The sequence below is a fragment of the Sphingobium sp. EP60837 genome, from assembly GCF_001658005.1.
GTDB lineage: Bacteria > Pseudomonadota > Alphaproteobacteria > Sphingomonadales > Sphingomonadaceae > Sphingobium > Sphingobium tyrosinilyticum.
Map to the genome: position 1 here is coordinate 1,957,890 of NZ_CP015986.1, position 25,306 is coordinate 1,983,195.

Here is a 25,306-nt window from a genome sequence, read left to right on the forward strand (position 1 = left end):
ATTATCCATTGCCCATAGGTCTTTGCCGGCGAAGATAAAACTTATCAAATTCAAGGCCACCCGCTAAGTGCACCGGGCATTTCCCGGCTTTCGGGCGTTGCATGACGATGCGCTGAGTGCTTGGAGCAAGATTTGACGCGGGTCTCGAAAAAGCCGAACCGGATAGCGAACATGATGAGGCGCGCGGTCCGCGCCCTGTTAAAGGGGCCGTCACCGCCGCCGCTGCCCGATGCGGTCTATTGCGAGCTGGTGGAGGCATTGTTCGCGATGCGCCTTCCGATCGCCGGGATGGGCGTCTTGTTCGGCGTCGCCGGAGCGATGATCTTCATGGAACATCGTAGCGTCATCGTCGGCCTTATCACCGCCGCGGCCATCCTGGTGACGATCGCGCGACTTGCTCTGCTGACCGCCTATCGCCGTAATGCGCATCAGGCAGCCCTGACCATCGATCGCGTGAAGCAATGGGAATGGCGATACGCGGCGGGCAGCTGTGTGTTCGCCGCGCTGCTCGGCGCGTTGAGCGCGGCCGTACTCGGCACGCATACGCCGCTCAACCACCTCGTCGCCGTCAGCCTGATCTTCACGTTCGGCGCGGGCATCGTGTCGCGCATCGGCGGCAGGCCGCGTATCTGCGTGACCAGTCTGTTGCTGGCGACCGTTCCTACGGTCGCCGCCCTGGCGCTGCATGCCCGCACGCGCGACGCCGGGGCCATGCACGCGGAATATTTCATCATCGAGGCGTTGCTGGTCACTGTTGTCACGCTGCTCAGCCTGGAGTCGGTACGCCATCTCTATCGATCGGATGTCGAGCATCTGACTGCGAAACATGATCTGGCCGCCCTGGTGCGGCAGGACGCCCTGACCGGTCTCCCCAACCGCCTGCTGCTGAGAGAGCGGTTCCAGAACAGTCTCAGCGTCACCGCGTCCGAGGACAGGCAGCTCGCAGTCCATTTCCTCGACCTGGATGGCTTCAAGATCATCAACGACCGCTATGGCCACCCAATGGGAGACGCGGTTCTGCGAGAGGTGTCCGCCAGGCTGCGGGCGACCGTCCGCTCCGTCGATACGGTCGCCCGCATCGGTGGCGACGAATTCATCGTCGTCCAAGAAGGCGTCCTGCACGAAGGCGAGGCCGAGATGCTGGCCCGCCGCATCATCAAGCAACTAAGCGCGCCCTATCAGTTGATGGGCGAGCAGATCCGCATTTCCGTCAGCATCGGGATAGCGATGGCGCCGCGCCATGGATTGGGCCTGGAACATCTGACCGCCTGCGCTGACGCCGCCCTCTATCGCTCCAAACGGGGCGGCAAGGCGCAGCTCTATTTCTGCACAGCGGAAGATGTAGCCGAAGCGGGCCGCGCAGTAGCCTGAACCGCGGCGGAGCGATTATGAAAGCGGTTGCGGCGGGGGCTTTAGCCGCTTCGTCGGACGAGATCGTTGTTACAGCGAAGAAGCGCTCCGAGAATGTTCGGAGCGTCCTGAAGCAGGTTGCTGTCGCCTCTCAGGCCCAACTGGCGGTCGCCTGCGTAACGCGGATCACCGATCTGCAGACGGTTTTCCCAACTGTCACGGCCACATCGCAAGCGCAGAACAGCAAGGCACCTGGCATTCGCCGTATGGCCCCATCGCCAATTCGGTCGGCGTGCAGGCGCAGACGGGGATTATCGTGGATGATTTACCGCAAGCCGCTTCGTCCACCCTGGCCGACGGACGTGGAACGCGTGGAAGTGTTCGCTCGCCCGCAGGCGACACTTAGCAAGGTTGGGCTCACACATGACGATTGGCCGTTGGCAACGCACTACCGTTGTTGCACAACGCGTTTCGCAGGGAGGACAGGCCGTGGCGCGGACCAGTAAACAACATGTCATAGCTGATCCCCTGCTCCGCACTCGCTTGTTCTTGATGATGGCGCTTCAAACGGCGGTGTGGGGCGCCTGGGCGCCAAAGCTATTTCCTTACATGACGATGCTTGGCTTTAGTGCGGCGGAACAGGCGGTCGTCGGTAGCAGCTGGGGTATCGCAGCTGTTATCGGTATCTTCGTTTCGAACCAATTTGCCGATCGCAACTTCGCGGCAGAGCGCTTCCTGTGCGTCAGCCATCTTCTGTCTGGGCTCTGTCTGATCGGGGTGGCTTTCTCGCAAAGCTTCGCCGGTTTCTTCGCCTGTTACCTCGGTTACAGCTTGCTGTATGTTCCCACCATCTCGGTCGCGAACTCGATAGCTTTCGCCAGCTTGCCCGATCCGGCACGCGATTTCGGGACGGTTCGCATGGGCGGCACGGTAGGCTGGATTCTCGCAAGCTGGCCGTTCATTTTCCTGTTGAGCGCGCATGCGGATGCGGAACAGGTGCGGTGGATTTTCCTGGTGGCGGCAATTATTTCCTTCGCCATGGCGGCCTTCTCGCTGACTTTGCCCCATACGCCGCCGAAACTGGACGGGTCTGTGGATCAACTGGCGTGGCGGCGCGCTCTCGGCTTGTTGCGCCAACCCTATCTAGCCGTGCTTTTCCTCGTCACTTTTCTCGATGCGGTCATCCATAACGGCTATTTTGTGCTTTCCGATGCGTTCCTGACCGATCGTGTCGGCATTGCGGGCAATCTCAGCATGGTCGTCCTGAGTCTTGGACAATTAGCGGAAATATTGACGATGCTGGTGCTCGGTAGGGTGCTGGCAAAGTTGGGCTGGCGCACGACGATGGTCATCGGGATACTTGGACACGCAGCCCGCTTCGCGATTTTCGCGTTCGCCGCCGACAGCGTGCCGCTTATCATCGGGGTGCAGCTGCTGCATGGGATTTGCTACGCATTCTTCTTTGCAACGGTTTACATCTTTATCGACGACGCGTTCCCCAAGGATGTGAGAGTGAGCGCCCAAGGGTTATTCAACCTGTTGATCCTGGGCGTCGGCATGGTGGTGGCGAGCTTCCTGTTCCCCTATTTGGCAGCGCTGCTCAGCAGCGAGGTGGTCACGGAGACCGGGCGTCACATGGTGGTCGATTATCGCACGCTGTTCCTGGTGCCGACCGGACTGGCGCTTGTCGGCGCACTGCTTCTCGGCTTTGCCTTTCGCCCTCTGTCGCGCGGACCCAAGGCCGCCATTGAGGATGAGGCTCCTTATCTGAGCATGGACCCGGGGGCGGCGACGCCATGAGCGGAAAGACGCATCCTGCTCCCGTTCGCATGGCGATGGTCGGCGGGGGAGCCGGTTCCTTTATCGGTCCTGTGCATCGGATGGCCGCTCAGCTCGACCGTCAGATCGTGCTGGTGGCGGGTGCGTTCAGCCACGATCCGGATCGTTCCGCCGCCACCGGGCGCAGTCTTGGCCTGGAGGACGACCGTATCCATTCCGACTGGCGCGCCATGCTCGCTGCCGAGGCAGCGCGCGAGGACGGTGCCGAGTTGGTGGCGATCGCTACCCCTAATCACTTGCATTTGCCCATAGCGCTCGCCTCGCTTGCCGCAGGTTTCCACGTGGTCTCCGACAAGCCGGCGACGGCCACGCTCGCCGAAGCGCTTGAGCTTCGCGATGCGGTCTCGGCGACCGACCGGATTTATACGCTGACCTACACTTATACGGGTTACCCGATGATACGCCGCGCCAGAGAGATGGTGGCGAACGGCGCGCTGGGCGACATTCGCAAGATAGTCGTCGATTACCCGCAAGGCTGGCTGGCCGAACCCATCGAGACCGAGGGCAACAAGCAGGCCGCTTGGCGCGCGGACCCCTCCCAGGCGGGAGTCGGGGGATGCATCGGCGACATCGGCGTTCATGCCTTCAACCTTGCCGAATATGTCAGCGGGGCAAAGGTGGCCGCGTTCGTGGCCGATCTGGCGGCCGTCGTTCCGGGGCGCTTGCTGGACGATGATTCCAATCTGCTGCTGCGCTTCGACAATGGGGCGCGCGGCGCACTCCTCGCTTCCCAGATTGCGACAGGAGAGCGCAACAACCTGACCCTGCGGGTTTACGGATCGAAAGCTGGGATGGTCTGGAGCCACGAGACCGCGACAAGTTTGACGATCAACTATCTGAATGGCGAGACACGAATCCTCCACGACGGCGCCGACGGCCGCTCGCGCTTGCCAGCCGGGCATCCCGAGGGTTTCATCGAAGCATTTGCCAACATCTATCGCGATACGGCCGCCGCCATCCGTGGCGCCCCCGGCATTGTTGACGCGCTGGTGCCGGGGATCGCCGCCGGCGTGCGGTCAATGCGGTTTGTCGAGCGCGCAGTGGCAAGCAGCGCGGCGCGTGCCGGATGGACAAATTTGGAAGATTGACAGTTTATGAAAACGCTAAAGGGCCCGGGCCTGTTCATCGCGCAGTTTGTGAATGAAACGCCCCCGTTCGACCGGCTGGATTCGATCGCCCGCTGGGCAGCCGAGCTGGGCTATAAGGGACTGCAACTCCCGACCGGGCCGGGCAGCTTCGTCGATCTCGAACAGGCCGCTGGATCGCAGGACTATTGTGACGAGATCACCGGTACGCTCGCTGCGCATGGGCTTGCGGTCACCGAACTATCGACTCATCTGCAAGGGCAGTTGATTGCTGTTCACCCGGCCTATGACCCGTTGTTCGACAGCTTCGCTGCGCCCGAGGTCCGGGGCAATCCGGTCGCGCGCACCGAATGGGCGGCCCGCCAATTGAAGCTCGCTGCAAAGGCGAGCCGCCGGATGGGGCTGGACGTCCATGTTACTTTCTCCGGTGCGCTGGCGTGGCCCTATATCTATCCATGGCCCCAACGACCGGCCGGGCTGGTCGAAGAAGCCTTTGCCGAGTTGGCGCGGCGCTGGCAGCCATTGCTCGACTGTTTCGCCGATGAGGGCGTGGATCTCGCGTTCGAGCTTCATCCGGGCGAGGACCTGCACGACGGCGTGACGTTCGATCGCTTCCTTGATCTGGTCGGCGGTCACCCGCGCGCTGCCATCCTTTTCGATCCGAGCCACTTCCAGCTCCAGCAGCTCGATTACCTCTCCTTCATCGATCATTACCATGATCGGATCAGGGCGTTTCACGTCAAGGATGCCGAGTTCCGGCCGAACGGACGAAGCGGAACATATGGCGGCTACCAGTCATGGGTCGATCGGCCGGGGCGCTTCCGTTCGCTGGGTGATGGGCAGATCGATTTCCGCGCCATTTTCTCGAAGCTCGCTCAATATGACTTTGCGGGATGGGCGGTGCTCGAATGGGAATGCGCCATCAAACACCCGGAACAAGGCGCGCGCGAGGGCGCGCCGTTCATCGCAGACCATATCATCTGCGTGACTGACCGCGCATTCGACGACTTTGCCGCCGCGCAGAGTGATGCCGCCCGCAACCGCAAGCTTCTGGGACTTGCCGAATGACCTTGCTCGATCGCCGCTCGATCCTGTTTTCCGGCCTGGCCCTCGGCGCGATGGCCTCGACCCCGTCTTTCGCGCGGCGGCGCGGTTTCTTCGCCCGGCATGGACTGCCGGTCGGGGTTCAGCTCTACACCGTCGGGGCGGAGGCGGCGAAGGATCTGGACGGCACCCTGGCCCGGCTGGCCGCGATCGGCTACCGAACCGTGGAGTTGGCCGGACTGCACGGGCATAGGGCGACGGAACTGCGCCAGGCAGCGGACAAGGCGGGGCTGCGCTTCACCAGCATTCATCTCCAGGCGACCGCGCGCGGACGGGAACCGGGGATCGACAGCGACCCCGCCCGCATCGCGGCGGAAATGAACATCCTTGGCATCAAGGACGTCGTGCTGCCGTTAATGCCCTGGCCGGAGGGCGGACGGCCCAAGGCAGGCGAGGGAATTGGAGACTATCTGGCGCGTGTCGCTGCGACGCCGGGCGGCGATATCTGGAAACGAACAGCCGCATTACTGAACGCGCGCGGCGCGCTGCTGAAGCGTGAGGGGCTACGCCTGGGTTACCATAACCATAATGTGGAGTTCGCCCCAGTCGATGGGCGGACCGGCTTCGACATCCTGATGGCTGAGACCGATCCTGCCCTGGTCAGCTTCGAGATGGACGCAGGCTGGGTCGTTGCGGCCGGGTTGGACCCGATCGACCTGCTGCGGCGCTATCCGCGCCGGTTTCGCCAGATGCATGTCAAGGATGTGTTGGACAGCACTGTCCGGAACTTCGCCATCAGGCAGGACCCGACTGAGGTCGGCAGCGGGATCATCCCCTGGGCCAAACTGCTGCCCGCCGCCTATGCCGCCGGCATCCAACAGTTCTACGTCGAGCAGGAACCGCCCTTCGCGGGACCCAAGTTCGATGCCCTCACAAAAAGCTTCGCCTACCTGACCGGCCAGATCTGAAAGCCTGTCAGCATGACTAGAAAACCCTGTCTTTCGGCCGGCCGCGGAACCTTGTTGTTGGGGCTGACGACATTCGTCGCGGCCTGTGCGATGAACGCGCGGCCCGGCAGCAACACCGTGTCGGATCGCGGTGACTGGCCGGTATATGGCGGAAATGCGGGCGGCGACCGCTATTCCGAGCTTGGCCAGATCGACACGCGCAACGTCGGCAAGCTGGAGCAGGTCTGGCGGGTCGATTTCGGTCCCGGCGGCTTGCAGACCACGCCGCTGGTCATTGGCGGTGTGCTATATGCCACGACCCCGGGGCAGAAGACCGTCGCGATGTCGCCGGAGACAGGCGCCAAGCTGTGGGAATATGATCCGGGTTCGCGAAGCACGCAACCGATCCGCGGCCTAGCCTATTGGCGCGAAGGCGCTGAAGCCCATCTATTCACCAGCTATGGTTCTTACTTGGTGGCGCTATCGCCGGAAACGGGCCAGCCCATTCCCACTTTCGGCAAGGATGGGCGCGTCGATCTGCGCGACGAACTCGGCCGCGATCCCGCGACCATGGCGACATTCCTGACCTCTCCCGCTACGGTGTTCAAGGACCTCGTCATCGTGGGTTTCCGGACTTCCGAGACGGCGCCGGCGGCGCCCGGCAGTATCCGCGCCTATGACGCGCGCACCGGCAAGCTGCGCTGGAAATTCGACGTCATCCCCCATCCCGGTGAGCCCGGCTACGATAGCTGGCCGACGGACGCATGGAAGACCGCTGGCGGGGCCAACAACTGGGCCGGAATGGTCGTCGATGAGCGGCGCGGTATCTTGTTCGTTCCCACAGGTTCTGCGGTGAACGACTTTTACGGCGCGGATCGGGTCGGCAATAATCTATATGCCAATTCGCTGATCGCGCTCGATGCCGCGACCGGGCGTCGCCTATGGCACTTCCAGGGGGTCCACCACGACCTGTGGGACCGGGACTTTCCCTCACCACCGGTGCTGCTGACGGTCCGTCGCGGCGGAAAGTCGGTCAATGCCGTCGCGCAAGGATCGAAGCAGGGCATGCTGTTCCTGTTCGACCGCGTCACCGGCAAGCCGCTCTTCCCCATTGAGGAACGTCCCGTTCCCGCCAGCGACGTGCCCGGAGAAGTCGCCTCGCCGACGCAGCCCTTCGCGCTGACGCCTGCGCCATTCGCGCGCCAACATCTGACCGCCGACATGCTGACCAACCGCACCCCGGAAGCGCGCGCGGCCGCGGAAAAGGCGTTCGCCACTTTCAATAACAAAGGCCCATTCACGCCTTTGACGGTGGGCAAGCAGACGGTGGTTTTCCCAGGTTTCGACGGTGGAGCGGAGTGGGGTGGCCCTGCGGTCGACCATCGGCGCGGGGTCATCTACATCAATAGCAACGATGTCGTGTGGACTGGCGGACTGGCTGAAACCAAGCCGGCGCCGGCTGCGGGGAACGGCGCCGCGCTCTATCAGGAGCAATGTTCCGCCTGCCACGGCGCGAACCGCGACGGCGCCCCGCCAGAGTTCCCGCCCCTTACAAATCTTAGCCCCCGTTTGGACACAGCCCAGATCGCAGCCATTATCGCAGGCGGTAAGGGACGTATGCCGGGCTTTCCGCAAATTCCCCCCGCGGATCGCGCCGCCATCGCCAGCTATTTGGCAGGCGGCAGGGCCGAGGCGAGCAACGGCGAGCAGCGGGAAGCCGAAAGCGCCGCCCCGGCGGTGCAGCGGGCGCGCTACAGGTTCACCGGTTATCGCAAGTTCCTCGATGCCCAGGGCTATCCCGCCGTCGCCCCGCCATGGGGTACGCTCAATGCCATAGATCTCAACACCGGCAGATATCTGTGGAAGATCCCGTTGGGAGAGTATCCAGAACTCTCCGCAAAGGGCATGCGCGATACCGGATCGGAGAATTATGGGGGCCCCATCGTAACCGCGGGAGGGCTCGTGATCATCGGCGCGACGATTTACGATCGCAAGTTACGCGCGTTCGATAGCCGCACCGGCAAGCTGCTCTGGCAAACGGAGTTGCCTTTCGCCGGGGTCGCCACGCCAGTCACCTATATGGCTGGCGGTCGGCAGTTCATTGTCATCGCGACCAGCGGTTCGCGCAATCCCAAAGGGCCACAAGGCTCAGCCTATGTTGCTTTCGCATTGCCGACTGGTCGGTAAGTGCCAAGCCTTCCGAAGAACAGCGCCGAGTTGGCCGACTACATCCTTAAACGGAAAGACTAGCAAGGTCAGCTGGTACGCCTTGGGCGCATCTATGCGTGACAAAGGCCAAAGCGGCGAGGCGGCGCGTTCTCGCTCCCCATCTGGCGAGCGACAAGGCCACGCCATAAAACCAGAATGGTTAAGCGTCCAATTGGAGGGGCAACTTGACGCCGCCAGAGGCAAGGCGCGGCCAATATCAGTTGTTGGACGATTTATAGCTATTTTCAGTAGCTTAAGGAAAGGGCTGGCGGAGCGGGAGGGATTCGAACCCTCGATACGCTTTTGACGTATACTCACTTTCCAGGCGAGCGCCTTCGACCACTCGGCCACCGCTCCGCATGCACTGGAAGGCGGCTCCCTATCGTGCAGCGCGGCGCTAGGCAAGGGGTGGTTGATATGCCTCCTGTAATTCCGTTCCGGCAGACTATATCGGATAAGGAGATCGTTCCGGTCGCAGGCCCGATTCCGGAACAATCGTCGCTTGCCCGGCGATAAAATCCCTGACGACGATATGCCCTCAGGGATGGAAAGGCTGAACATGATTGTAGGCACGGTACGGGAGATCAAGAATCACGAATATCGCGTCGGCCTGACGCCTGAGAGCGTGCATGAGCTGACCGCCCATGGCCATCAGGTGCTGGTGGAAACCGGCGCGGGCGACGGGATCGGCGCGCATGACTCGTTATACGCAAAGGCCGGGGGCGAGATCGTCCCGTCGGCGCGCGAGGTTTTCGCCGCTGCCGAGATGATCGTGAAGGTGAAAGAGCCCCAGGCCGAGGAACGCGCGATGCTGCGGCCCGGCCAGATACTCTACACCTATCTTCACCTCGCCCCCGATCCGGAGCAGACCCGCGACCTTATCGCGTCGGGCGCGACCTGCATCGCCTATGAAACGGTGAGCGACGATCATGGCGGCCTGCCGCTGCTAAAGCCCATGAGCCAGGTTGCTGGACGCATGGCGATCCAGGCGGGCGCGACCGCGCTTGAAAAGGCGAATGGCGGCCGGGGCGTGCTGCTGGGCGGCGTGCCCGGCGTGCTTCCAGCCAAGGTCTGCGTCATCGGCGGCGGCGTCGTCGGCTTCAATGCGGCGCAGATGGCGGCGGGCCTTGGCGCTGACGTCACGATACTCGACCGCAGCCCCGAGGTGCTCGAAAAGCTCGGCATCTATTTCGAAGCGCGGGCCAAGACCCGCTTTTCCAACCGCGCCAACCTTGCCGAATGCGTGGCCGACGCGGACCTGGTCATCGGCGCTGTCCTCATTCCGGGGGCCGCCGCGCCGAAGCTGGTGACAGCGGACATGCTCAAGACCATGAAGAAGGGCGCAGTGCTGGTCGATGTCGCGATCGACCAGGGCGGCTGTTTCGAAACCAGCCATGCCACCACCCATGCCGAACCCACCTATGTGGTCGATGGCATCGTCCATTATTGCGTCGCCAACATGCCGGGCGCGGTCGCGCGCACCAGCACCTATGCGCTCAACAATGTGACGCTGCCCCATGCGCTGCGCATCGCCGACCTGGGGTGGAAGGAAGCGCTGCGGTCCGACCCGCATCTTCTCGCGGGCCTGAACGTATGGAACGGCAAGGTGACCTATCAAGCCGTCGCGCAGGCGCTCGACCTGCCCTACACGCCCGCGCAGGAGGCGCTGGGCTGACACGCGCTTAGCCGCTCCTAATCTTTTCCCGCAGCCTTGCGGGTTCCCCGGCCTCGTTCGTCTTGCTTGTCGGGGGCAGTCTGGTTCCCTGCCCCCAACCAAGCACATTCGACGAAGAGAGGCCCGGTTACCCCGACATGGTCCAACATATTTGCATTGCCGCCTTGCCGCCGCGCTCTGTCCTGCATCGCAGCAGGGGGGTGCGCTGATGCACGGCGACCTCATCAACTGGTTCGTGCCGCTCGCCGCCATGCTGGGCGCGGGGCTTTTCGCGGGTTTCGCGGCTGGCATCTTCGGCATCGGGGGCGGCTTCGTCGTGGTGCCGGCGCTGTTCGTGGTGCTGCCCTTGCTGGGCGGCACGCATGAAGCGGTCGCCCATGTCGCCATCGGCACGTCGGCCGCCACGATCATCGTCACGTCGATCCGTTCCTTGCTCGCTCATGCCAAGCGCGGCGCGGTGGAGTTCGAAGTGCTGAGGGCGTGGGCGCCGTGGATCATATTGGGTGACGGGGTAGGGGTGTTGCTGGCGGGGCATGTGGACGGCCGCGTGCTGACGATTATCTTCGCGTCGGGCGTCTTCCTCATGTCCTTGAATTTCCTGCTGCCCAAGGTCGGCGGCAAGGTGATCAGCGACGAAATGCCTTCCGGCATCGCCCGCGTCGGCATCGCCGGGGGCCTGGGCACTTTCTCCGCGCTGCTCGGCATCGGCGGCGGCACGATCGCCATCATGGTGATGACCCTGTGCGGCCGTTCCATTCATCGCGCCATCGCGACCGCGTCGGGCATCGGTACGCTGATCGCCATTCCCAGCGCCATCGGCTTCGCGCTGATCGGGCTTAAGGAAACGGGCCTGCCCTGGGGGTCGCTCGGCTTCGTCAACATGCCGGCTACGCTGGCGATCGCCTCCATGTCGATCCTCACCGCGCCGCTCGGCGTTGCCGCCGCGCACAGCCTGCCCGCCAATCTGCTGAAGCGGATATTCGGCATCTATCTCGTGATCATCGCCTGCATCATGTTCCGCAACGCGATCCACATGTGATCGTCAATCGGCGTCAGGATTGCGGAAATTCAGGCGGCGCGTGACGGTATAATCCAGCACGCCGACCAGGAAATAGCTGATCCACTGCTTGATCAGCGTCAGCACGCCGCGTTGGGCCTTATAGCTTTCGAGCGTCACTTGCCGGCTCTCGCCCGCGCGGCGGCTGATGAAGTCCCGCGCTTCCTGCGCCAAAGCCTTGTCCTCGATCCGCAGCATGATCTCCAGGTTCAGGAACAGACTGCGCATGTCGAAATTGGCTGACCCGATGAAGACCGCATCGTCGATGACGATCAGCTTCATGTGCAGCTTGCAGGTCTGATATTCCCAAATCTCCACCCCACGCCGGAGCAGCGGGCCGTAGAGCAGCCGCGCCGCGGCCACGGTCGCGCCATTGTCGGATCGCGACGGCAGGATCAGCCGCGCGCCTTGCCGCTTCGCTGCCCGCGCGATGCGCTTCAACATGCCGCGTCCGGGCGAGAAATAAGCCGCCACCATGTCCACCCGGCTGGCCTTTTCGAGATCATGCTTCACCACCTGCGCCCAGGGGCTCAGTCGCCGGGTCGGCCCGCCGATCAGCCAGCGCATCGGATCGGCTGGATCGTGATGCAGGGAAGGATGCCAGTGCCGCACCATCCGCCGCAGCGTGCGGAAACGCTGCCGCTTGGTGGAGACCCATCGCCACAGTTGCCCGAACCAGGTGCTCATCGCCCCCACCTGCGGTCCTTCGAGGATCAGCCCCAGGTCCACCCAGGCGTCATCCTCCGGCAATCCGAAATAGGCATCCTCGACATTGAAGCCGCCCAGCAGCAGCCGCCGGTCGTCGGCGATGGTCATCTTCTGATGGTTGCGGATCAGGTAGCGCGTCGATCGGCGCGCGCCGAAACGCCCGAAATGACCGCCCGCCTTGAGCAGCGGATCGAAGAAGGCCGCTGGTGTATCCGCCGATCCGAAAGCGTCGATCATCAGTGTCACCGCGACGCCGCGCCCGCGCGCCGCCACCAGCCGGTCGAGCACCATCCGCCCGCTCTCATCATCGGCGAAGATATAATAATAGAGCTTCAGACTGTCCGTGGCGCCGTCAATCAGCCCGATCAGGGCCTCGCGCAGTGCCGGGCCATTTTCGATCACTCTCAGCCGATTGGCCCCGATGGACAGGCTGATCCCGGCCTCTTCACGCTTCGCTGTGGACTGCCGGTGGGTCGCCATATCCCGTTCATGCCCCCAATTGTCGCGCCGCGCCACGGCTTTATGGGCTTTTCATTGACTCTCGGGGACGCCGCTGTTAGGCGCGGGCCTCACGATTTTCATTCCTTTGTCAGGAGCGCCCGTTTGGCCCGCGTTACCGTCGAAGATTGCGTCGACAAGGTTACCAATCGCTTTGATCTCGTCCTTCTTGCGGCGCAGCGCGCCCGTGAGATTTCTGGCGGGGCCGAACTGACGCTGGACCGCGACCGCGATAAAAACCCCGTCGTCGCCCTGCGCGAGATCGCTGAAGAAACGGTCCTCCCGGCGGATCTTCATGATTCGCTTGTTGGTTCGCTGCAGAAGGTGCAGATCGACGATGACGACACGCCCGACGAAATCGGTTCGATCGCCCAGTCGGCGGAGGCCCTGCGCCTGACCGCCGCCGCCCCGCCGCGCAACCAGAATGTCGGCGGCGACTACGACGGCTGATCACTAACATCGGTTTGGAGAGGGAATGGGGCTCGGCCTGCGCAAGCAGGACCGGGCCTCGATCCGTTTTGGGGCGCCATGAAGAGGACGCCCACTGCTTTGTCTCCCCGGCTCAAGCCCAGGGTGACGGATCATGAGCGCCGCTGTAACGCGGATTGCTCCGTTAATTTCCCAAACAAAAATCCCGCAACGCGCGCGCATCATGCAGCGCATTGTGCGGAATACGGCTGTTCGCCGCCGCACTGAAGCCCGCCGCGTTTACCAGCTGCAACTGCAGCCCGTTCATATCCACCATCTGTCCCGGCCCCGTCACCAGCAGCGCGCAGAAATGCGCCAGATCCTCCGGCCAATCCGCCACGATGACAGGATCGGGATCGCCCGCCAGATAGTCGGCGAGGTGATGCGCCGCCTCGACCCGGCTTAGCTCCATGTCGATCCCCGGCGGAACATGGCGCAGATAGGGGATCACGTTGCGCTGGACCCAGCCATGCGGCTCCTCCGCCAGCGGCAGCGACACGTAAAATTCATCGTCGCCAAATTCCGGCACCAGCGCGACGCTGATCAGCGCGCCCGCAAATCCGTTGAATTCGGTGTCGAGGAAATAACGCATTGGGAAAATGACTGCCTGGCTGGTCGGGGGAAGGGCTGGCCCGCGAGATAGGGGCCTATACTCACTTGCGCCAGAAAATTTGCGTGCGCCCCGGCAAGCTGTCATGCGCCTGTGACCAAGGAAGGACCTCATAGTGACGCCGCGCGAACTCATCGACACCGCCCCTGTGCCGGGCGGACAGGAATTGAAGCTCTACCGCCGCGGGGCCGATCACATGATCGTCCTCGACCGCAATGAACTGATGAGCAGCCGCATGAGCGGATCGGAAAAGGCGCTCGCCGTCATGACGTTGGAGCGCCTCAAGGGGCGCAAGGACCCGCATTTGCTGATCGGCGGCTATGGCATGGGCTTCACGCTGCGCGCCGCCTTGGCCGAACTGGGGCAGGGCGGCCGCGTCACGCTCGTTGAGCTGGTGCCCAAGATCATCGCCTGGGCGCGCGGGCCGATGGCGGAGCTTGCCGCAGGCTGTCTCGACGATCCTCGCGTACGGCTGATCGAAGGCGATGTGGCGGCCGAAATCGCCTCGGCGCGCGGCAGCTATGACGCGATCCTGCTCGACGTCGATAACGGCCCGGACGGCCTGACCGCCCCCGCCAACGACCGGCTCTATTCGGCCGGTGGCCTCGCCATCGCGAAGGCCGCGCTGAAGCCCGGCGGCATCCTCGCCATCTGGTCCGCCGCCCCGGACGCCGCCTTCACCCGCCGCCTGCGCGATGCCGGTTTCCTAGTCGATGAAGTAGCGGTCAAGGCGCGCGACAATGGCAAGGGCCCCCGCCATGTCATCTGGTTCGCGCAAAAACGCTGACCGGCCTCCGTTCGAAGCGAACGAACTTGATCACCTAATCTCGTCACCCCGGACTTGATCCGGGGTCCCGCTTCCTTACGCTATCCAATTTTAAAATAGCGCGACCCCGGCTCAAGCCCGAGGTGACGGAGCTAAAGGCCGCTCACCCCCACCTCACATTCCGGCAAAGCCCAATCCACCGCCCCGCGCCCTTTCGCTTCCAGAAAGGCGTTGGCCTTCGAAAAATGCCGGCACCCCAAAAAGCCGTTATGCGCAGACAGCGGCGAAGGATGCGCCGCCTTCAGCACCAGATGCCGCGTCTCATCGACAAATGCCGCCTTGCGCTGGGCATAGGCACCCCACAGCAGGAACACGACCGGCTCCGCCTGGCTGTTGACCAGCCGGATGATCGCGTCGGTAAACTCTTCCCAGCCCCGCTTCTGATGCGATGCCGCCCGGCCCATCTCCACCGTCAGCACGCTGTTCAGCAGCAGCACCCCCTGCTGCGCCCAATGCTCCAGAAATCCATGGCGCGGCGGCGTGAGGCCCAGGTCGCTCTTCAATTCCTTGTAGATATTGACCAGCGACGGGGGCGTCCGCACCCCCGGCTGCACGCTGAAGCACAGGCCATGCGCCTGCCCCTCGCCATGATAGGGGTCCTGCCCCAATATCACGACCTTTACCTTGTCGAGCGGCGTCAGGTCGAGCGCGCGGAAATATTCGCTGCCCTTGGGGAAGATGCGTTTTCCCGACGCTTTCTCCTCCGCCAGAAACTGCTTGAGCGCCTGCATGTAGGGGCGGTCGAATTCCTCGCGCAGCGGCGCGCGCCAGCTTTCGTCTAGCTTGATCATTGCGGTCATGCCGGGCGTGATGACGCTGTCGGCGCAACCCTGTCAACCCGCGCAAACAGCCTTGCTCCGGCCGCGCGAATCGGGGAAAGAAGGTTCATGCCGCGTTTTTCTTTCACTGCCGCCTTTCTGGCGGGCCTTGGCCTGTTTCTGGCGCCCCTGCCTACGGCCGATGCTTTCGGTCCCAAGCCCAATATGGTGCAGCAGACCGCGCAGTCGCGGCTGCTTGGCGAATTTGCCCGCTTTGCGACGCTGAGCGACGGCACGGTCGGCATCGCGGTACGCGACCTGAACAACGGGGAGACGCTTCAGCTCAACGGCGATACGCTCTTTCCCATGGCCAGCACCTATAAGGTCGCGGTGGCGGGCAAGATTTTGTCGCTCGCCGATGCGGGCACGCTGCGCTTCGATGAAAAACTCGCGCGCCTGGGCACGCCGCTGACCGTCACGATGCTGCTCGACCTCATGCTGACGCGCAGCGATAATGAAGCGACCGATGCGCTGGTCGCACGCGCGGGCGGTCCGCAGGCCGTCAATGGCTGGCTCCAATCGATCGGCATTCGCGGCCAACGGGTGGACAGCAACACGGCCCAGCTTCTCGCCCGCGCCAAGCTCGGCGGCGGGTCGGCGGGCGATGAGGCGGAAAGCACGCTGTCCTCACGCCTGCGGGACGCGCGCGACATGCCCAACATCGCCTTCGCTGCGGACCCGCGCGATACCTCGACGCCCCGCGCAATGAACGACCTTCTCTCCGCCATCCAGCATGGCAAGGCGCTGAAGGGCGCCAGCACCGCCATGCTGCTGGGCATCATGTCCCGCTGCAAGACCGGCAAGGCGCGTCTGGTCGGCATGCTCCCGCCCGGAACGCCGGTCGCGCACAAGACCGGGACGCTCAACGGCCTTGGCAATGACACGGGGATCATCACGCTACCGGACGGGCGGATGATCGCCATTTCGGTGTTCGTCATGAAGGATCATCGCGGTCACGCTGCCCGCGACCGCATCATGGCGGAAGTGGCGCGCGCCGCTTACGACTATTTCCTCTTCGCTCCCGATTTGCGCACGGCCTGACGCATCCCCCTTAACTCGGACCGAGCCCAGCCCTAGCTCTGTCGGCCCGGAGGGGGAGATGATGAGCGATATTGCGGCGTTCAGCGAATTCTGGCCCTATTATCTGCAGGAACATGCCCGTCCTGCTACGCGGGCGCTGCATTATGCCGGGACCAGCATGGTTATCCTGTTGCTGGCGGCGCTCCCCCTAACCGGCCGTTGGTGGATCATTCCCGCCCTGCCGTTCGCCGGCTACGGTTTCGCCTGGATCGGCCATGGTTTGATCGAACGGAACCGGCCCGCCACCTTCCGTCATCCGTTCTGGTCGCTTCGCGCGGACTTTCGCATGTGGTTCCGTTTTCTCACCGGCCGCATGGGCCGCGAATTGGCTCGGGCGGGGGTGCGGCGCGATGGATCGGTCGATCCGCAGATGCGGCGGCATCTCTGACGCGCCCATGACTTGACCGCTTCGGCGGCTCTGTCACAAGAGGCGGCGATGGCCCTTACCGCCCACTTTTCCTGCTTGCCCGATACAGCTGAATTGGCGCCGCGCTGGCAGGCGCTGGAGGGGGCGTCCGATGCGTCCTTTTTCGTGGGATGGACCTGGACTGGCAGCTGGCTGGAAAGCTACGGCGTTCGACCCGATCTCCTGACGGTCACGGATGAGGAGGGGAAAGACGTCGCCCTTGCGCTTATCGGTCACGCGATGCAGCCCCGCCTGCTTGGCCGCTGCGCGACGCTTTCGCTCAACCAGTCGGGCGACCCCGCCGCTGATCGTCCCTATGTCGAATATAATGGCCTGCTCACCGCGACCGGCAGGGAAGGGCGAGCGGCCCAGGCTTTCCACGCCGCACTCCTCCGCCGTGCCGACTGGCGCGCCTTGCGCGTCAGCGGCATCGCGCCGAATTCGCCCTTGCTCAGCCTGTCGCTGCGCCGCGCCACCCGCCTGGACCGCTCGCCCGTCTATCAGGTTGACCTCGACGCCGTGCGGGCTGCGGCGGGCGATTATCTCTCACTGCTCAGCGCCAACACCCGCAGCCAGATCCGGCGCGCGATCAAGGACCATGGCGGCATGCCCAACATCGCCGCCGCTCAAAGCGCTCCGGAGGCGGAAAGCTGGCTGGAGGACATGCGCGTCCTCAACGAGGGCCGCCACGACGACAATGCCTGGGCCGACCCCGCCTTCCGCCGCTTCGTCGCCATCCTCGTAGAACGCGGCCGGGTGACTGGAGAAGTCGAATTGCTCCGCTTCACCGATGATGGCGGCACAGTCGGGCTGCTCGTCAATTTCATCCATCGCGGCCAGGCGATGAACTATCAATCCGCCTTCGCCGCCCCGCGCACACCCAAGGACAAGCCGGGCCTGCTCTGCCACGCCGCAGCCGTCGCGCATTATGCCGATCGCCACCTCGGGCTCTACTCCCTGCTGGCAGGCAAGGACCGTTACAAACAAAGCCTCGCCACCCGCGAGGAAGCGCTGGAATGGTGGCAGATCGAACGCTTTTCACCCCGGCTCGAGGCCGAAGCGCTGCTCCGCCGCTTGGCTAAACGCCCAGCTTCCGCGTGATGCGATAGGCCAGCCGCCGGACGCCCTGCCGCTCAGGCCGCGCCCCGATCCGCCCAGTCGGCAATCCCCGCCGCCGCATCAGCGCATTCAGGCCATGCAGTTCACTTTCCGCGACGCTCCGCTCCGAACGCCATGTCACAGACAGGCTGACCGACACCCCCGTGCCGTTCTCCACAAAATGCGGCGCTTTGACCGGCACATGGATCGCATCGCCCGGCAGCAGCTTAACCGCCATCCCACGCCCGTGGAAATCCTCCCGCCACACAAGGTTCCGGTGCCCGCCCGCGTGAAACGCCTCGCTCTGCAGCGCAGGCACCAATTCCTCGTCCCCCGCCGGAAAGACGGTCATCACCTTCTCGCCCCGGATCTGCAGCAGGATATTATGCTCCGGGTCCATGTGGAACGGCGTCACGCTACCCGGCGAGGACAGGAAGATGAACGCCTCCCGGTTCAGCATCGCCCCCGTCCGCGCCTCGACCAGCGGCGCCAGTTCGGCAAGCGCCGCGTCCAGCAGCGCGCCATAGGCCGCGTCCCGCTCGACATTCTTCAGCACCGCCCAGCTGCCATTGGTCTCGATCGTCCGGATCGTCTCGCCCAGGCTCAGCCCGTTGGATGGCGTATCCTCCGGCCGCACGCCCAGCGGCAGCTTGCCCAGATTATATTCGACGGACGCGGCGGGCATCCGCTCCGCCAAGCCGGCGAGCGCCTCGATCGACAGCAGCGGATGCCCCGCCAGCCCGTGCGACAGCTTCGCCGCCTCATCGGGATAAACGGCCGCGAACACGCCCCGCGCCTCGTCGGGGAAAATCTGCGCCGCGATCGGCGAATGGGCAGTCATGACAATCCTTTCACGCGGCTGGCGATCGCCTCCGCCCCATTGGCAAGCGCAAAGGCCGCCGCGCGCCCCACGCGCTGAAAACCCCGCCCGCGCAGCGCGATGCGATATTGCACGATCGTCCGCCGCTCCGCCCACAGGCTGTCGATCATCGGATGATCCGCGGCCGCGCAGCTGTCCATCCACGCGATCCCCGGATCGCCCTGCACCGCATACAGGTTCGCCAGCTCGATCAGCACGCCCGGCGAAAAGCGCCCCAATTCCTCGTCAAAGGCGATCTTGAAGGAAAAAGCGCCCTCGCCATGACGGAAATTGGCCAGCATCGCGATCGCACGCCCATCCAGATCGATGCGCAGGAAATGCAGCCGCCCCGCATCGAAAGCAGCCGCGCATGCCGCCCGGAAAAAGGCCGCGTCATTGGCTGAGCAGGCAAGTGCCGTCCCCTCGCGTCCCTTCCAGCCCGACGCCTCCAGCGCCAGGAAATCGGCGCACCAATGCGGCAGCTCCGCCCGGTCTGCCAGCAGCCGCTGCTCCACCGTCCCCAGCTCTGCCAGCCGCTTCTGCAAGCGCCTGATCTCCTTGCGCTTCTTTGCGCGCACATGCGTTTCCCAATAGCTCTCCGCATCCAGCGCAGAGCGCAGCATCGCCCGGTCATAACGGTGTACCTCGCGCCGCCCGCGCCGCTGCTCGACGCATAGCGCCTCCAGCGCCGCGGCATTGGCGCCCGCCGCATCCAGCCCCTGCAGATAGAGAAAGCCCGCCGCCCAATGCGCCGCGTCCAACTGCGCCAGCAATCCGCGCCAGGCCGCCACTTCCTGCCCCCGCCGGATCAGCGGCGCTCCGAAGAAACAATGGTCGTGCATCCAATTGCCCACGCAGGCGACCGGCAGCCGCCCATGACGGGGCGTCACCATCACCGGCAACAGCCCGATAAGTTCGCCTCCCGCCTGCGCTTCCACTAACCGCACGCCCGGCGCGCCCGCCAGATGATCGAGCGCGGCGCACAGCATGTCGGGTGCATAAAAGGCGTTGGCTTCCGCCGCTTGCGCCGCCAGGTCCGTCCAGCGCGCGCGCTGCGCCGGACCATAGGCGCGGTTGCCGCTGGCCAGGGGGTGGGATGCCATGTCCATGACACAGCGCATAAGCATCAATGATTAGGGAAAGGCTAAACTGACTCATTTGGGTCAGCCGCCCGCCTCTTTGGGGGAAAGCTCTTTACATCACGCCCCGGATTGTCTGTTTACAGGATGGCTAAGATCCCACCGCTGAAAGAGATTCCCATGGCGACCGACCCGATCCTGTCACGTGCGGCGGTGGCTGCATGACCATTCTCGTCACCGGCGCCGCAGGCTTCATTGGCATGGCCGTCGCCGACCAGCTTCTCTCGGCAGGGCGAGCGGTGATCGGCATCGATAATATGAATGATTATTATCCGGTGTCGCTGAAGCGCGACCGGATCGCCGCGTTGCAGCAACGCCATGGCAAGCTCTTCACCTTCGCGGAGCTGGATTTCGCGGACATGGATGCGCTCAATGCCGCGCTTGCGGGTCATGCGGTGGAGGCGATCATCCATTTGGGCGCGCAGGCGGGCGTGCGCTATTCGCTGATCAACCCGCATGCCTATGTCCGCTCCAATCTCGCGGGCCATGTCAACATGCTGGAACTGGCGCGGGAACGGCGGGTGCGGCACTTGGTCTATGCTTCTTCCTCGTCCGTCTATGGCGGCAATGACGTGCTGCCTTTCCGGGTCGAGGATCGCGCCGATCATCCGGTCTCGCTCTACGCGGCCACCAAGCGCGCCGATGAATTGATGAGCGAAACCTATGCCCATCTTTTCCGCATCCCCATGACGGGCCTGCGCTTCTTCACCGTCTATGGGCCTTGGGGCCGTCCAGACATGGCGATGTGGATCTTCACGAAGAAGATCCTCGCAGGGGATCCCATTCCCGTATTCAACCATGGCCGGATGCAGCGCGACTTCACCTATATCGACGATATCGTCAGCGGGGTGATCGGGTGCCTCGATCATGCGCCCGCCGACGACGGGGCGCCCAAGGCTGGCGGCAGCCGATCGCCGCATCGGCTCTACAATATCGGCAACAATCGGCCCGAAGAGTTGATGCACCTGATTTCCGTGCTGGAACAAGCGATTGGCCGCAAGGCGGAGATTGATTTCCAGCCGATGCAGCCGGGCGACGTTCCGGCCACATTTGCCGACACCAGCGCGATCGCTCACGATATCGGTTTCGCGCCCGCCACCGGCATAGACGTCGGCGTGCCGCGCTTCGTGTCCTGGTATCGGGACTATCACGCAGACTGATCGCGACGGGAAAACCGCGCCACTACGCGCGCGCGCTTTAAAAGTTCCGCTTATCTACAAAAGAGCAATGATTTGCATCCGATGTGGCAATAAAGGCGCGCTATTTTCGTTCGCGTTAGCAAAAGGAATTGCCATTCCGCTCTCAAACGGCCTATTTCTTTCGGCGGGGTCGGCTTGCAGCCGAAAATGGGTCGCGAAATGAGGTAAGGGCGGTGTGCCAATCATGGCCACTGCCGCCATGATTGAGTCAGCGCGGGACAACCCGGCGGCGCTACATGGAAAAAAGGGCGAACACGTGTCGACAGTATCGAAAATCGTGCCTTTTGGTTCAGGCAGCCGGATTGTGGAAACGGCCTGCAGAACCTTATCAGTCGCGTCCCATGGGTTGAATGCTCTGGAAGCCAAATTCTCGGATCGCGATTTCGCTGCCATCTTCCTGCGTATGGTCGGGATGATCATGAATGTGCGGGGCCGCCTGATCGTCACCGGCATGGGCAAAAGCGGCATCGTCGCGCGCAAGATGACGGCGACGCTGACATCGACGGGTACGCCCGCCCTCTTCATGCACCCGGCTGATGCGGGGCATGGCGACCTTGGCATGGTGACGCCGGACGACATCGTGCTGATGCTGTCCCATTCGGGCGAGTCCAACGAACTTGGCCCCATCATCCAATATTGCAAACGCTTCGGCATCCCGCTGCTCGGCCTGACCGCGCGGGGGGAAAGTACGGTGGCCAGCGCCTCGGACGTTTGCGTCCTGCTGCCCGCTGTTCGCGAAGCTTGCCCCAATGAACTGGCGCCGACCACATCGACCACGGTGCAGATGGCCTTTGGCGACGCGCTCGCCATTGCGCTCATGGAAATGCGCGGTTTTTCGGCCGACGATTTCCACAAATTCCATCCTAACGGCCGCCTCGGCGCGCAACTTTTGAAGGTCCGCGACCTGATGGCGGCGGGCGAGGCCGTGCCGCGCGTGCGCGAAGATGCCTCGCTGCTCGACGCCACCATAGAAATGACGCGTGGGCGGCTCGGCGGTACGGCGGTAATCAACCAGAATGGGGAACTCATCGGGGCCTTCACCGATGGCGACTTGCGCCGCACCGTCACCGGCACCCAGCAACTGACTGAGGCGGTGGGCCGGTTCATGACCGTGCCGCCGCTCTCCGTCGGCCCCGACGAACTGGCGTCCGAAGCGATCCGCCTAATGCATCTGCACAACATCACCCTGCTCTTCGTCTGCGAAGGCGGCCGTCTGGTTGGGGCGGTCCACATGCATGACTTGCTTCACGCCGGGGTCGCCTGAACAGCATCATCGTCATCCCGGCGCGCGCGGGTTCATCCCGTTTGCCGCGCAAGCCGCTGCGCCTGATCGCCGGGCGCACATTGCTGCACCGGACCATCGCCATGGCTCGCGCGGCGATCGGCGGGCTGCCTGACACGGAACTGGTCGTTGCGACCGATGACCAGGAAATCGCCGATCACGCTCGCGCCGCCGGGTGCGACGCCGCCATGACCGCCAGCGCAGTCGCAACGGGTTCGGGTCGGGCGCTTGCCGCTGCACTGCAACGTCCCACACCGCCGCGCTTCGTCGTCAACCTCCAGGGGGATTCCCCCTTTCAGCCGCAGGGCGCGCTGCGCGCCGTCCTCGCCGCGCTTCAATCAGGGGCAGAGGTCGCCACCCCCGTCATTGCGCTCGACTGGTACGCCCTCGACGCGCTTCGCGATCATAAGCGCCGATCGCCCTTCAGCGGCACGACCTGCGCCCGCGCACCCGATGGCCGCGCCCTCTGGTTCTCGAAAACGATCATCCCCGCCATCCGCAACGAAGACGCCGTGCGCGCCAGCCAGCCCTTATCGCCCGTTTGGCGTCATGTCGGCCTTTATGGCTTCACACTCGACGCCCTCAAACGGTTCGAAGAAACCCCGCCGACCGCGCTCGAAAATTTCGAAGGGCTCGAACAGCTGCGCCTGATCGAACTTGGCATCCCCATCACCACCGTCGCCATTGATCCGCCCCTGTTCGACAGTAGCGGCATCGACACGCAAGCCGATATCGAGCGCGTCGAAGCCCTGATTGCGACCCACGGCGATCCCACGCCGATCTGACGACGCCTTCACCCTCCGTTCGTTTCGAGCGAAGTCAGAAGCGATATAACCGTCAACCCTCTGCCCGCTCGCCCTGAGCCTGTCGGAGGGCTCCACTTCTTCTCAATGGAGCTGCCCATTCCTCTCCACCGCACAAAGCCCTAAACCAACCCCATGCGCCGCATCTTCATCATCCGCCACGGAAACACCTTCGAAAGCAGCGCCACCGCCTGCCGCATCGGCGCGGGCACGGACCTGCTGCTCGTCGAAAGCGGCCGCGCTCAGGCCGACCGCCTCGGCCAATGGTTCGCCGCCCAGAAGCTGACGGCCGCCCATCTCCACAGCAGCCCGCTCCAACGCGCCACCGAAACCGCCGCGCGGATCGGCGCGGCCATAGGGCATGCCCCGGACGGCACGCTCCCCTGGCTCAATGAAATCGACCATGGCCCAGACGAAGGCCGCCCGGAATCGGACGTCATCGCCCGCATCGGCGAACAGGCGCTTACCGATTGGGACGAGCGCGGCATCGCGCCCGATGGCTGGACCGTAAATGCGGAGGCCCGTGTCGCCGCCTGGCAAGACTGGTTCGCGCGGGGAGGGGAGGGTGCGGACCTCCTCGTCACCAGCAACGGCGCAGCGCGCTTCGCCCTGCTCGCGCTCGGCTTGTCTCCTGCATCCCTCAAACTGCGCACTGGCGCCTTTGGCGAGCTTGCGATCGGGGAAGACGGAATAGTTACTCTCCAAGCTTGGGATCAACGCCCTTAAGCAAGGAAGCGGAAAGGATGCGGCACTGATCTTTCGCCCGCTGTCCTGCCTCGCTTCCTTCCTCCATCGGCATGCCTCTTCTCACCCAACAGGCGCTGCACTCGCCGTCACCGGCTGCATCACCGCTGGCTTGGCCTCCGGAACCGCTGGGGCAGGTTTATCCGCCGCCGGAGCCGCCGGTTGGGCCTTCAGGCTCGCCGCCGCATTCTGCAAAGCCACGGCCGCGGCCTCCAGAGCCGCCGCCGCCGAAACTGGCTCCTCAGCCTTGGCAGCCGCCACCGCTGCAGGAGCCGAATCCGTCGCCGTGATCGCCTCATGCGGGGCAGCCGTTTCCGCCACGACCTCGGCCGCCGCCGGAGGGGCCGTTGTTACCTGGGTAACCGTCGGAGTCGCCTCCGCCACCACAGGCGCCGCTACAGCCTCGCAAACCTCATCGATGCCCAGCTGACTTTCGGAGAAGTTGGTCGCCAATTGCGGCAATTCCCCGTCCTGCGCCGCGGCGGCCAGGGTCAACAGCGTGTCCGTCATGTCGCAATAGCTCTTCGCCTGCACCAACCCGGAATGACTATTGCCCAGCCGAGTGTTGAAGGCTTCATAGGCGCGCTGCCCGTCGCTGATGCCGTTCACCCGCATGAAGTGCGTCTTGAGCGCATTATTATAGCTGCTCAGCAGCCCACTCTTCTTCGCGGTAAATGCCTCATATTTATCCATAATATCCTTGTTCGCCGCCTTGCAGCGCAGCGCGCCCAGCATCAGCATGATATGCAGGTCCCGGACCTTGGCGGCTTCGACCTCATAGGACTGCCAGCACTGCCCCGCTTCCGAGGCGGCTGCCTGGACTGAAGAGAGCGCAACGATACAACAGGCGGCACCCGCCGCCATCCGCAACCGTGACATGATGGACCTCGCAGAATCGAGAGACGACCCCGCTGATTCCTACTCTACCACTTTGCCCTAAAAACGCCATGATTCGTCTGTTGACAGTGGCATTTTTGCCGCAGCAAAACCATCAACTCACCGCGCTCGCAACGACCTTAATTCTTCCGCTGCGGCACCGTGAACGTGCCCGACACGCGCCCGCCCGAACCGCCGCTCACGCCTGGAGCCCCGCCGCCCGCAGCCCGCCCATCCACCGTCGATCGCCCGCTGGTCAGATCGATCACCAGCCGCCCGCCGGTCAGCCGGTTGGCTCCCTGCGTCAGCGTCACATTGCCCAGCATCGTGATGAGGCGGCTGTTAAGGTCGTAGATCGCCACATTGCCGCGCGCCGTCTCATTCCCCTTGGTCACGACGACATTGCCCGACGCGTCGATCCGGTCGACCTCCACCCCGCTGCCGCCTGCGCCATTGCGATAGGCCACCGTCATGCGCGCGGCGTTGAGCTTCATGCCCGCCTGCGTCACTTCGACATTCCCCGACACCACCACGCGATCGGCGCGGTCCTGCACCTCGATCCGGTCGGCGGTGAAATTAACAGGTGCGTTGCTGTCGTGATTTTTCAGCACCTGCGCCCCAGCGCCAGCATAGAGCAGGGCCGCGCCCAGCGCGCCGGTCGATAGCAGGATCCGCGATCTCTTCATC

General features: G+C 63.9%; 24 protein-coding genes and 1 tRNA gene. 17 read left to right on the top strand and 8 right to left on the bottom strand.

Features of this window, described 5'->3' with window-relative positions:
• Positions 1-171: 171 nt before the first annotated feature.
• The 6 genes from EP837_RS09510 to EP837_RS09535 all read left to right on the top strand — a co-directional run bounded on the left by EP837_RS09510 (position 172) and on the right by EP837_RS09535 (position 8,452).
• Positions 172-1,371, top strand: a complete 1,200-nt coding sequence (locus EP837_RS09510) for a GGDEF domain-containing protein (protein ID WP_225870527.1) — start codon at positions 172-174, stop codon at positions 1,369-1,371.
• A 468-nt stretch (positions 1,372-1,839) separates the two neighbouring features.
• The gene (locus EP837_RS09515; protein ID WP_225870528.1) at positions 1,840-3,150 is read left to right on the top strand and encodes an MFS transporter; all 1,311 of its coding nucleotides are present in this window, start codon (positions 1,840-1,842) and stop codon (positions 3,148-3,150) included.
• Positions 3,147-4,277, top strand: coding sequence for a Gfo/Idh/MocA family protein (locus EP837_RS09520; protein ID WP_066526796.1), 1,131 nt, complete (start codon positions 3,147-3,149; stop codon positions 4,275-4,277). The genes EP837_RS09515 and EP837_RS09520 overlap by 4 nt, the downstream gene beginning before the upstream one ends.
• Before the next feature lie 6 nt (positions 4,278-4,283).
• On the top strand, positions 4,284-5,342 hold the full coding sequence (locus EP837_RS09525) for a sugar phosphate isomerase/epimerase family protein (protein WP_066526800.1): 1,059 nt from the start codon (positions 4,284-4,286) through the stop codon (positions 5,340-5,342).
• Positions 5,339-6,286 carry a sugar phosphate isomerase/epimerase family protein gene (locus EP837_RS09530; protein WP_066526803.1) on the top strand — a complete coding sequence of 316 codons (948 nt, stop codon included), beginning with the start codon at positions 5,339-5,341 and terminating at the stop codon, positions 6,284-6,286. The genes EP837_RS09525 and EP837_RS09530 overlap by 4 nt, the downstream gene beginning before the upstream one ends.
• Positions 6,287-6,298: 12 nt before the next feature.
• Entirely contained in the window at positions 6,299-8,452 is a 2,154-nt protein-coding gene (locus tag EP837_RS09535; protein ID WP_156518460.1) for a pyrroloquinoline quinone-dependent dehydrogenase, read from the top strand.
• Positions 8,453-8,739: 287 nt separating this feature from the next.
• On the opposite strand, the gene EP837_RS09540 is transcribed toward EP837_RS09535, so the two are convergent.
• A tRNA-Ser gene (locus EP837_RS09540) sits at positions 8,740-8,830 on the bottom strand.
• A gap of 202 nt (positions 8,831-9,032) precedes the next feature.
• Between EP837_RS09540 and ald the strand changes: the two genes are divergently transcribed.
• Both ald and EP837_RS09550 read left to right on the top strand, forming a co-directional pair.
• On the top strand, positions 9,033-10,148 hold the full coding sequence (ald, locus tag EP837_RS09545; RefSeq protein WP_066529113.1) for an alanine dehydrogenase: 1,116 nt from the start codon (positions 9,033-9,035) through the stop codon (positions 10,146-10,148).
• Positions 10,149-10,356: 208 nt separating this feature from the next.
• Positions 10,357-11,187: a sulfite exporter TauE/SafE family protein gene (locus EP837_RS09550; RefSeq protein WP_066526808.1), complete on the top strand. Its 831-nt coding sequence runs from the start codon at positions 10,357-10,359 to the stop codon at positions 11,185-11,187.
• Between the two features lie 3 nt (positions 11,188-11,190).
• On the opposite strand, the gene EP837_RS09555 is transcribed toward EP837_RS09550, so the two are convergent.
• The gene (locus EP837_RS09555) at positions 11,191-12,393 is read right to left on the bottom strand and encodes a phospholipase D-like domain-containing protein (RefSeq protein WP_066526810.1); all 1,203 of its coding nucleotides are present in this window, start codon (positions 12,391-12,393) and stop codon (positions 11,191-11,193) included.
• 123 nt (positions 12,394-12,516) lie between these two features.
• Here EP837_RS09555 and rpoZ point away from each other — a divergent pair, with 123 nt between their 5' ends.
• The gene (rpoZ, locus tag EP837_RS09560) at positions 12,517-12,861 is read left to right on the top strand and encodes a DNA-directed RNA polymerase subunit omega (protein WP_066526813.1); all 345 of its coding nucleotides are present in this window, start codon (positions 12,517-12,519) and stop codon (positions 12,859-12,861) included.
• Positions 12,862-13,024: 163 nt separating this feature from the next.
• On the opposite strand, the gene EP837_RS09565 is transcribed toward rpoZ, so the two are convergent.
• Entirely contained in the window at positions 13,025-13,471 is a 447-nt protein-coding gene (locus EP837_RS09565; RefSeq protein ID WP_066526816.1) for a hypothetical protein, read from the bottom strand.
• 133 nt (positions 13,472-13,604) lie between these two features.
• Between EP837_RS09565 and EP837_RS09570 the strand changes: the two genes are divergently transcribed.
• Positions 13,605-14,276 carry a spermidine synthase gene (locus tag EP837_RS09570; protein WP_066526819.1) on the top strand — a complete coding sequence of 224 codons (672 nt, stop codon included), beginning with the start codon at positions 13,605-13,607 and terminating at the stop codon, positions 14,274-14,276.
• Positions 14,277-14,407: 131 nt separating this feature from the next.
• On the opposite strand, the gene ung is transcribed toward EP837_RS09570, so the two are convergent.
• On the bottom strand, positions 14,408-15,115 hold the full coding sequence (gene ung / locus EP837_RS09575) for a uracil-DNA glycosylase (protein WP_066526822.1): 708 nt from the start codon (positions 15,113-15,115) through the stop codon (positions 14,408-14,410).
• Positions 15,116-15,202: 87 nt separating this feature from the next.
• Here ung and EP837_RS09580 point away from each other — a divergent pair, with 87 nt between their 5' ends.
• From EP837_RS09580 to EP837_RS09590, 3 genes are all read left to right on the top strand, one after another.
• The gene (locus EP837_RS09580; protein ID WP_066526824.1) at positions 15,203-16,174 is read left to right on the top strand and encodes a serine hydrolase; all 972 of its coding nucleotides are present in this window, start codon (positions 15,203-15,205) and stop codon (positions 16,172-16,174) included.
• A 61-nt stretch (positions 16,175-16,235) separates the two neighbouring features.
• Positions 16,236-16,601 carry a DUF962 domain-containing protein gene (locus EP837_RS09585; RefSeq protein WP_066526826.1) on the top strand — a complete coding sequence of 122 codons (366 nt, stop codon included), beginning with the start codon at positions 16,236-16,238 and terminating at the stop codon, positions 16,599-16,601.
• A gap of 48 nt (positions 16,602-16,649) precedes the next feature.
• Complete coding sequence (locus tag EP837_RS09590) at positions 16,650-17,720, top strand: GNAT family N-acetyltransferase (RefSeq protein ID WP_066526829.1); 1,071 nt, start codon at positions 16,650-16,652, stop codon at positions 17,718-17,720.
• Here the strand turns inward: EP837_RS09590 and EP837_RS09595 are convergent.
• Both EP837_RS09595 and EP837_RS09600 read right to left on the bottom strand, forming a co-directional pair.
• Positions 17,698-18,558, bottom strand: a complete 861-nt coding sequence (locus EP837_RS09595; RefSeq protein WP_066526833.1) for a cupin-like domain-containing protein — start codon at positions 18,556-18,558, stop codon at positions 17,698-17,700. The two genes, EP837_RS09590 and EP837_RS09595, sit on opposite strands and share 23 nt — an antisense overlap.
• The gene (locus tag EP837_RS09600; RefSeq protein WP_066526834.1) at positions 18,555-19,685 is read right to left on the bottom strand and encodes a GNAT family N-acetyltransferase; all 1,131 of its coding nucleotides are present in this window, start codon (positions 19,683-19,685) and stop codon (positions 18,555-18,557) included. The genes EP837_RS09595 and EP837_RS09600 overlap by 4 nt, the downstream gene beginning before the upstream one ends.
• A 191-nt stretch (positions 19,686-19,876) precedes the next feature.
• Between EP837_RS09600 and EP837_RS09605 the strand changes: the two genes are divergently transcribed.
• The 4 genes from EP837_RS09605 to EP837_RS09620 all read left to right on the top strand — a co-directional run bounded on the left by EP837_RS09605 (position 19,877) and on the right by EP837_RS09620 (position 23,725).
• Positions 19,877-20,875 (top strand): NAD-dependent epimerase/dehydratase family protein, encoded by a 999-nt coding sequence (locus EP837_RS09605; RefSeq protein WP_066526835.1) that lies wholly within the window; start codon positions 19,877-19,879, stop codon positions 20,873-20,875.
• A gap of 295 nt (positions 20,876-21,170) precedes the next feature.
• Positions 21,171-22,178: a KpsF/GutQ family sugar-phosphate isomerase gene (locus EP837_RS09610; protein ID WP_066529115.1), complete on the top strand. Its 1,008-nt coding sequence runs from the start codon at positions 21,171-21,173 to the stop codon at positions 22,176-22,178.
• Between the two features lie 8 nt (positions 22,179-22,186).
• Positions 22,187-22,981: a 3-deoxy-manno-octulosonate cytidylyltransferase gene (locus tag EP837_RS09615; protein WP_066526838.1), complete on the top strand. Its 795-nt coding sequence runs from the start codon at positions 22,187-22,189 to the stop codon at positions 22,979-22,981.
• A gap of 153 nt (positions 22,982-23,134) precedes the next feature.
• Positions 23,135-23,725, top strand: a complete 591-nt coding sequence (locus EP837_RS09620; protein WP_066526842.1) for a histidine phosphatase family protein — start codon at positions 23,135-23,137, stop codon at positions 23,723-23,725.
• An 81-nt stretch (positions 23,726-23,806) separates the two neighbouring features.
• Here the strand turns inward: EP837_RS09620 and EP837_RS09625 are convergent, their stop codons facing one another.
• Both EP837_RS09625 and EP837_RS09630 read right to left on the bottom strand, forming a co-directional pair.
• Positions 23,807-24,622, bottom strand: coding sequence for a hypothetical protein (locus EP837_RS09625; protein WP_225870529.1), 816 nt, complete (start codon positions 24,620-24,622; stop codon positions 23,807-23,809).
• A gap of 137 nt (positions 24,623-24,759) precedes the next feature.
• Entirely contained in the window at positions 24,760-25,305 is a 546-nt protein-coding gene (locus tag EP837_RS09630; RefSeq protein WP_066526844.1) for an LptA/OstA family protein, read from the bottom strand.
• Position 25,306 lies beyond the last annotated feature (1 nt).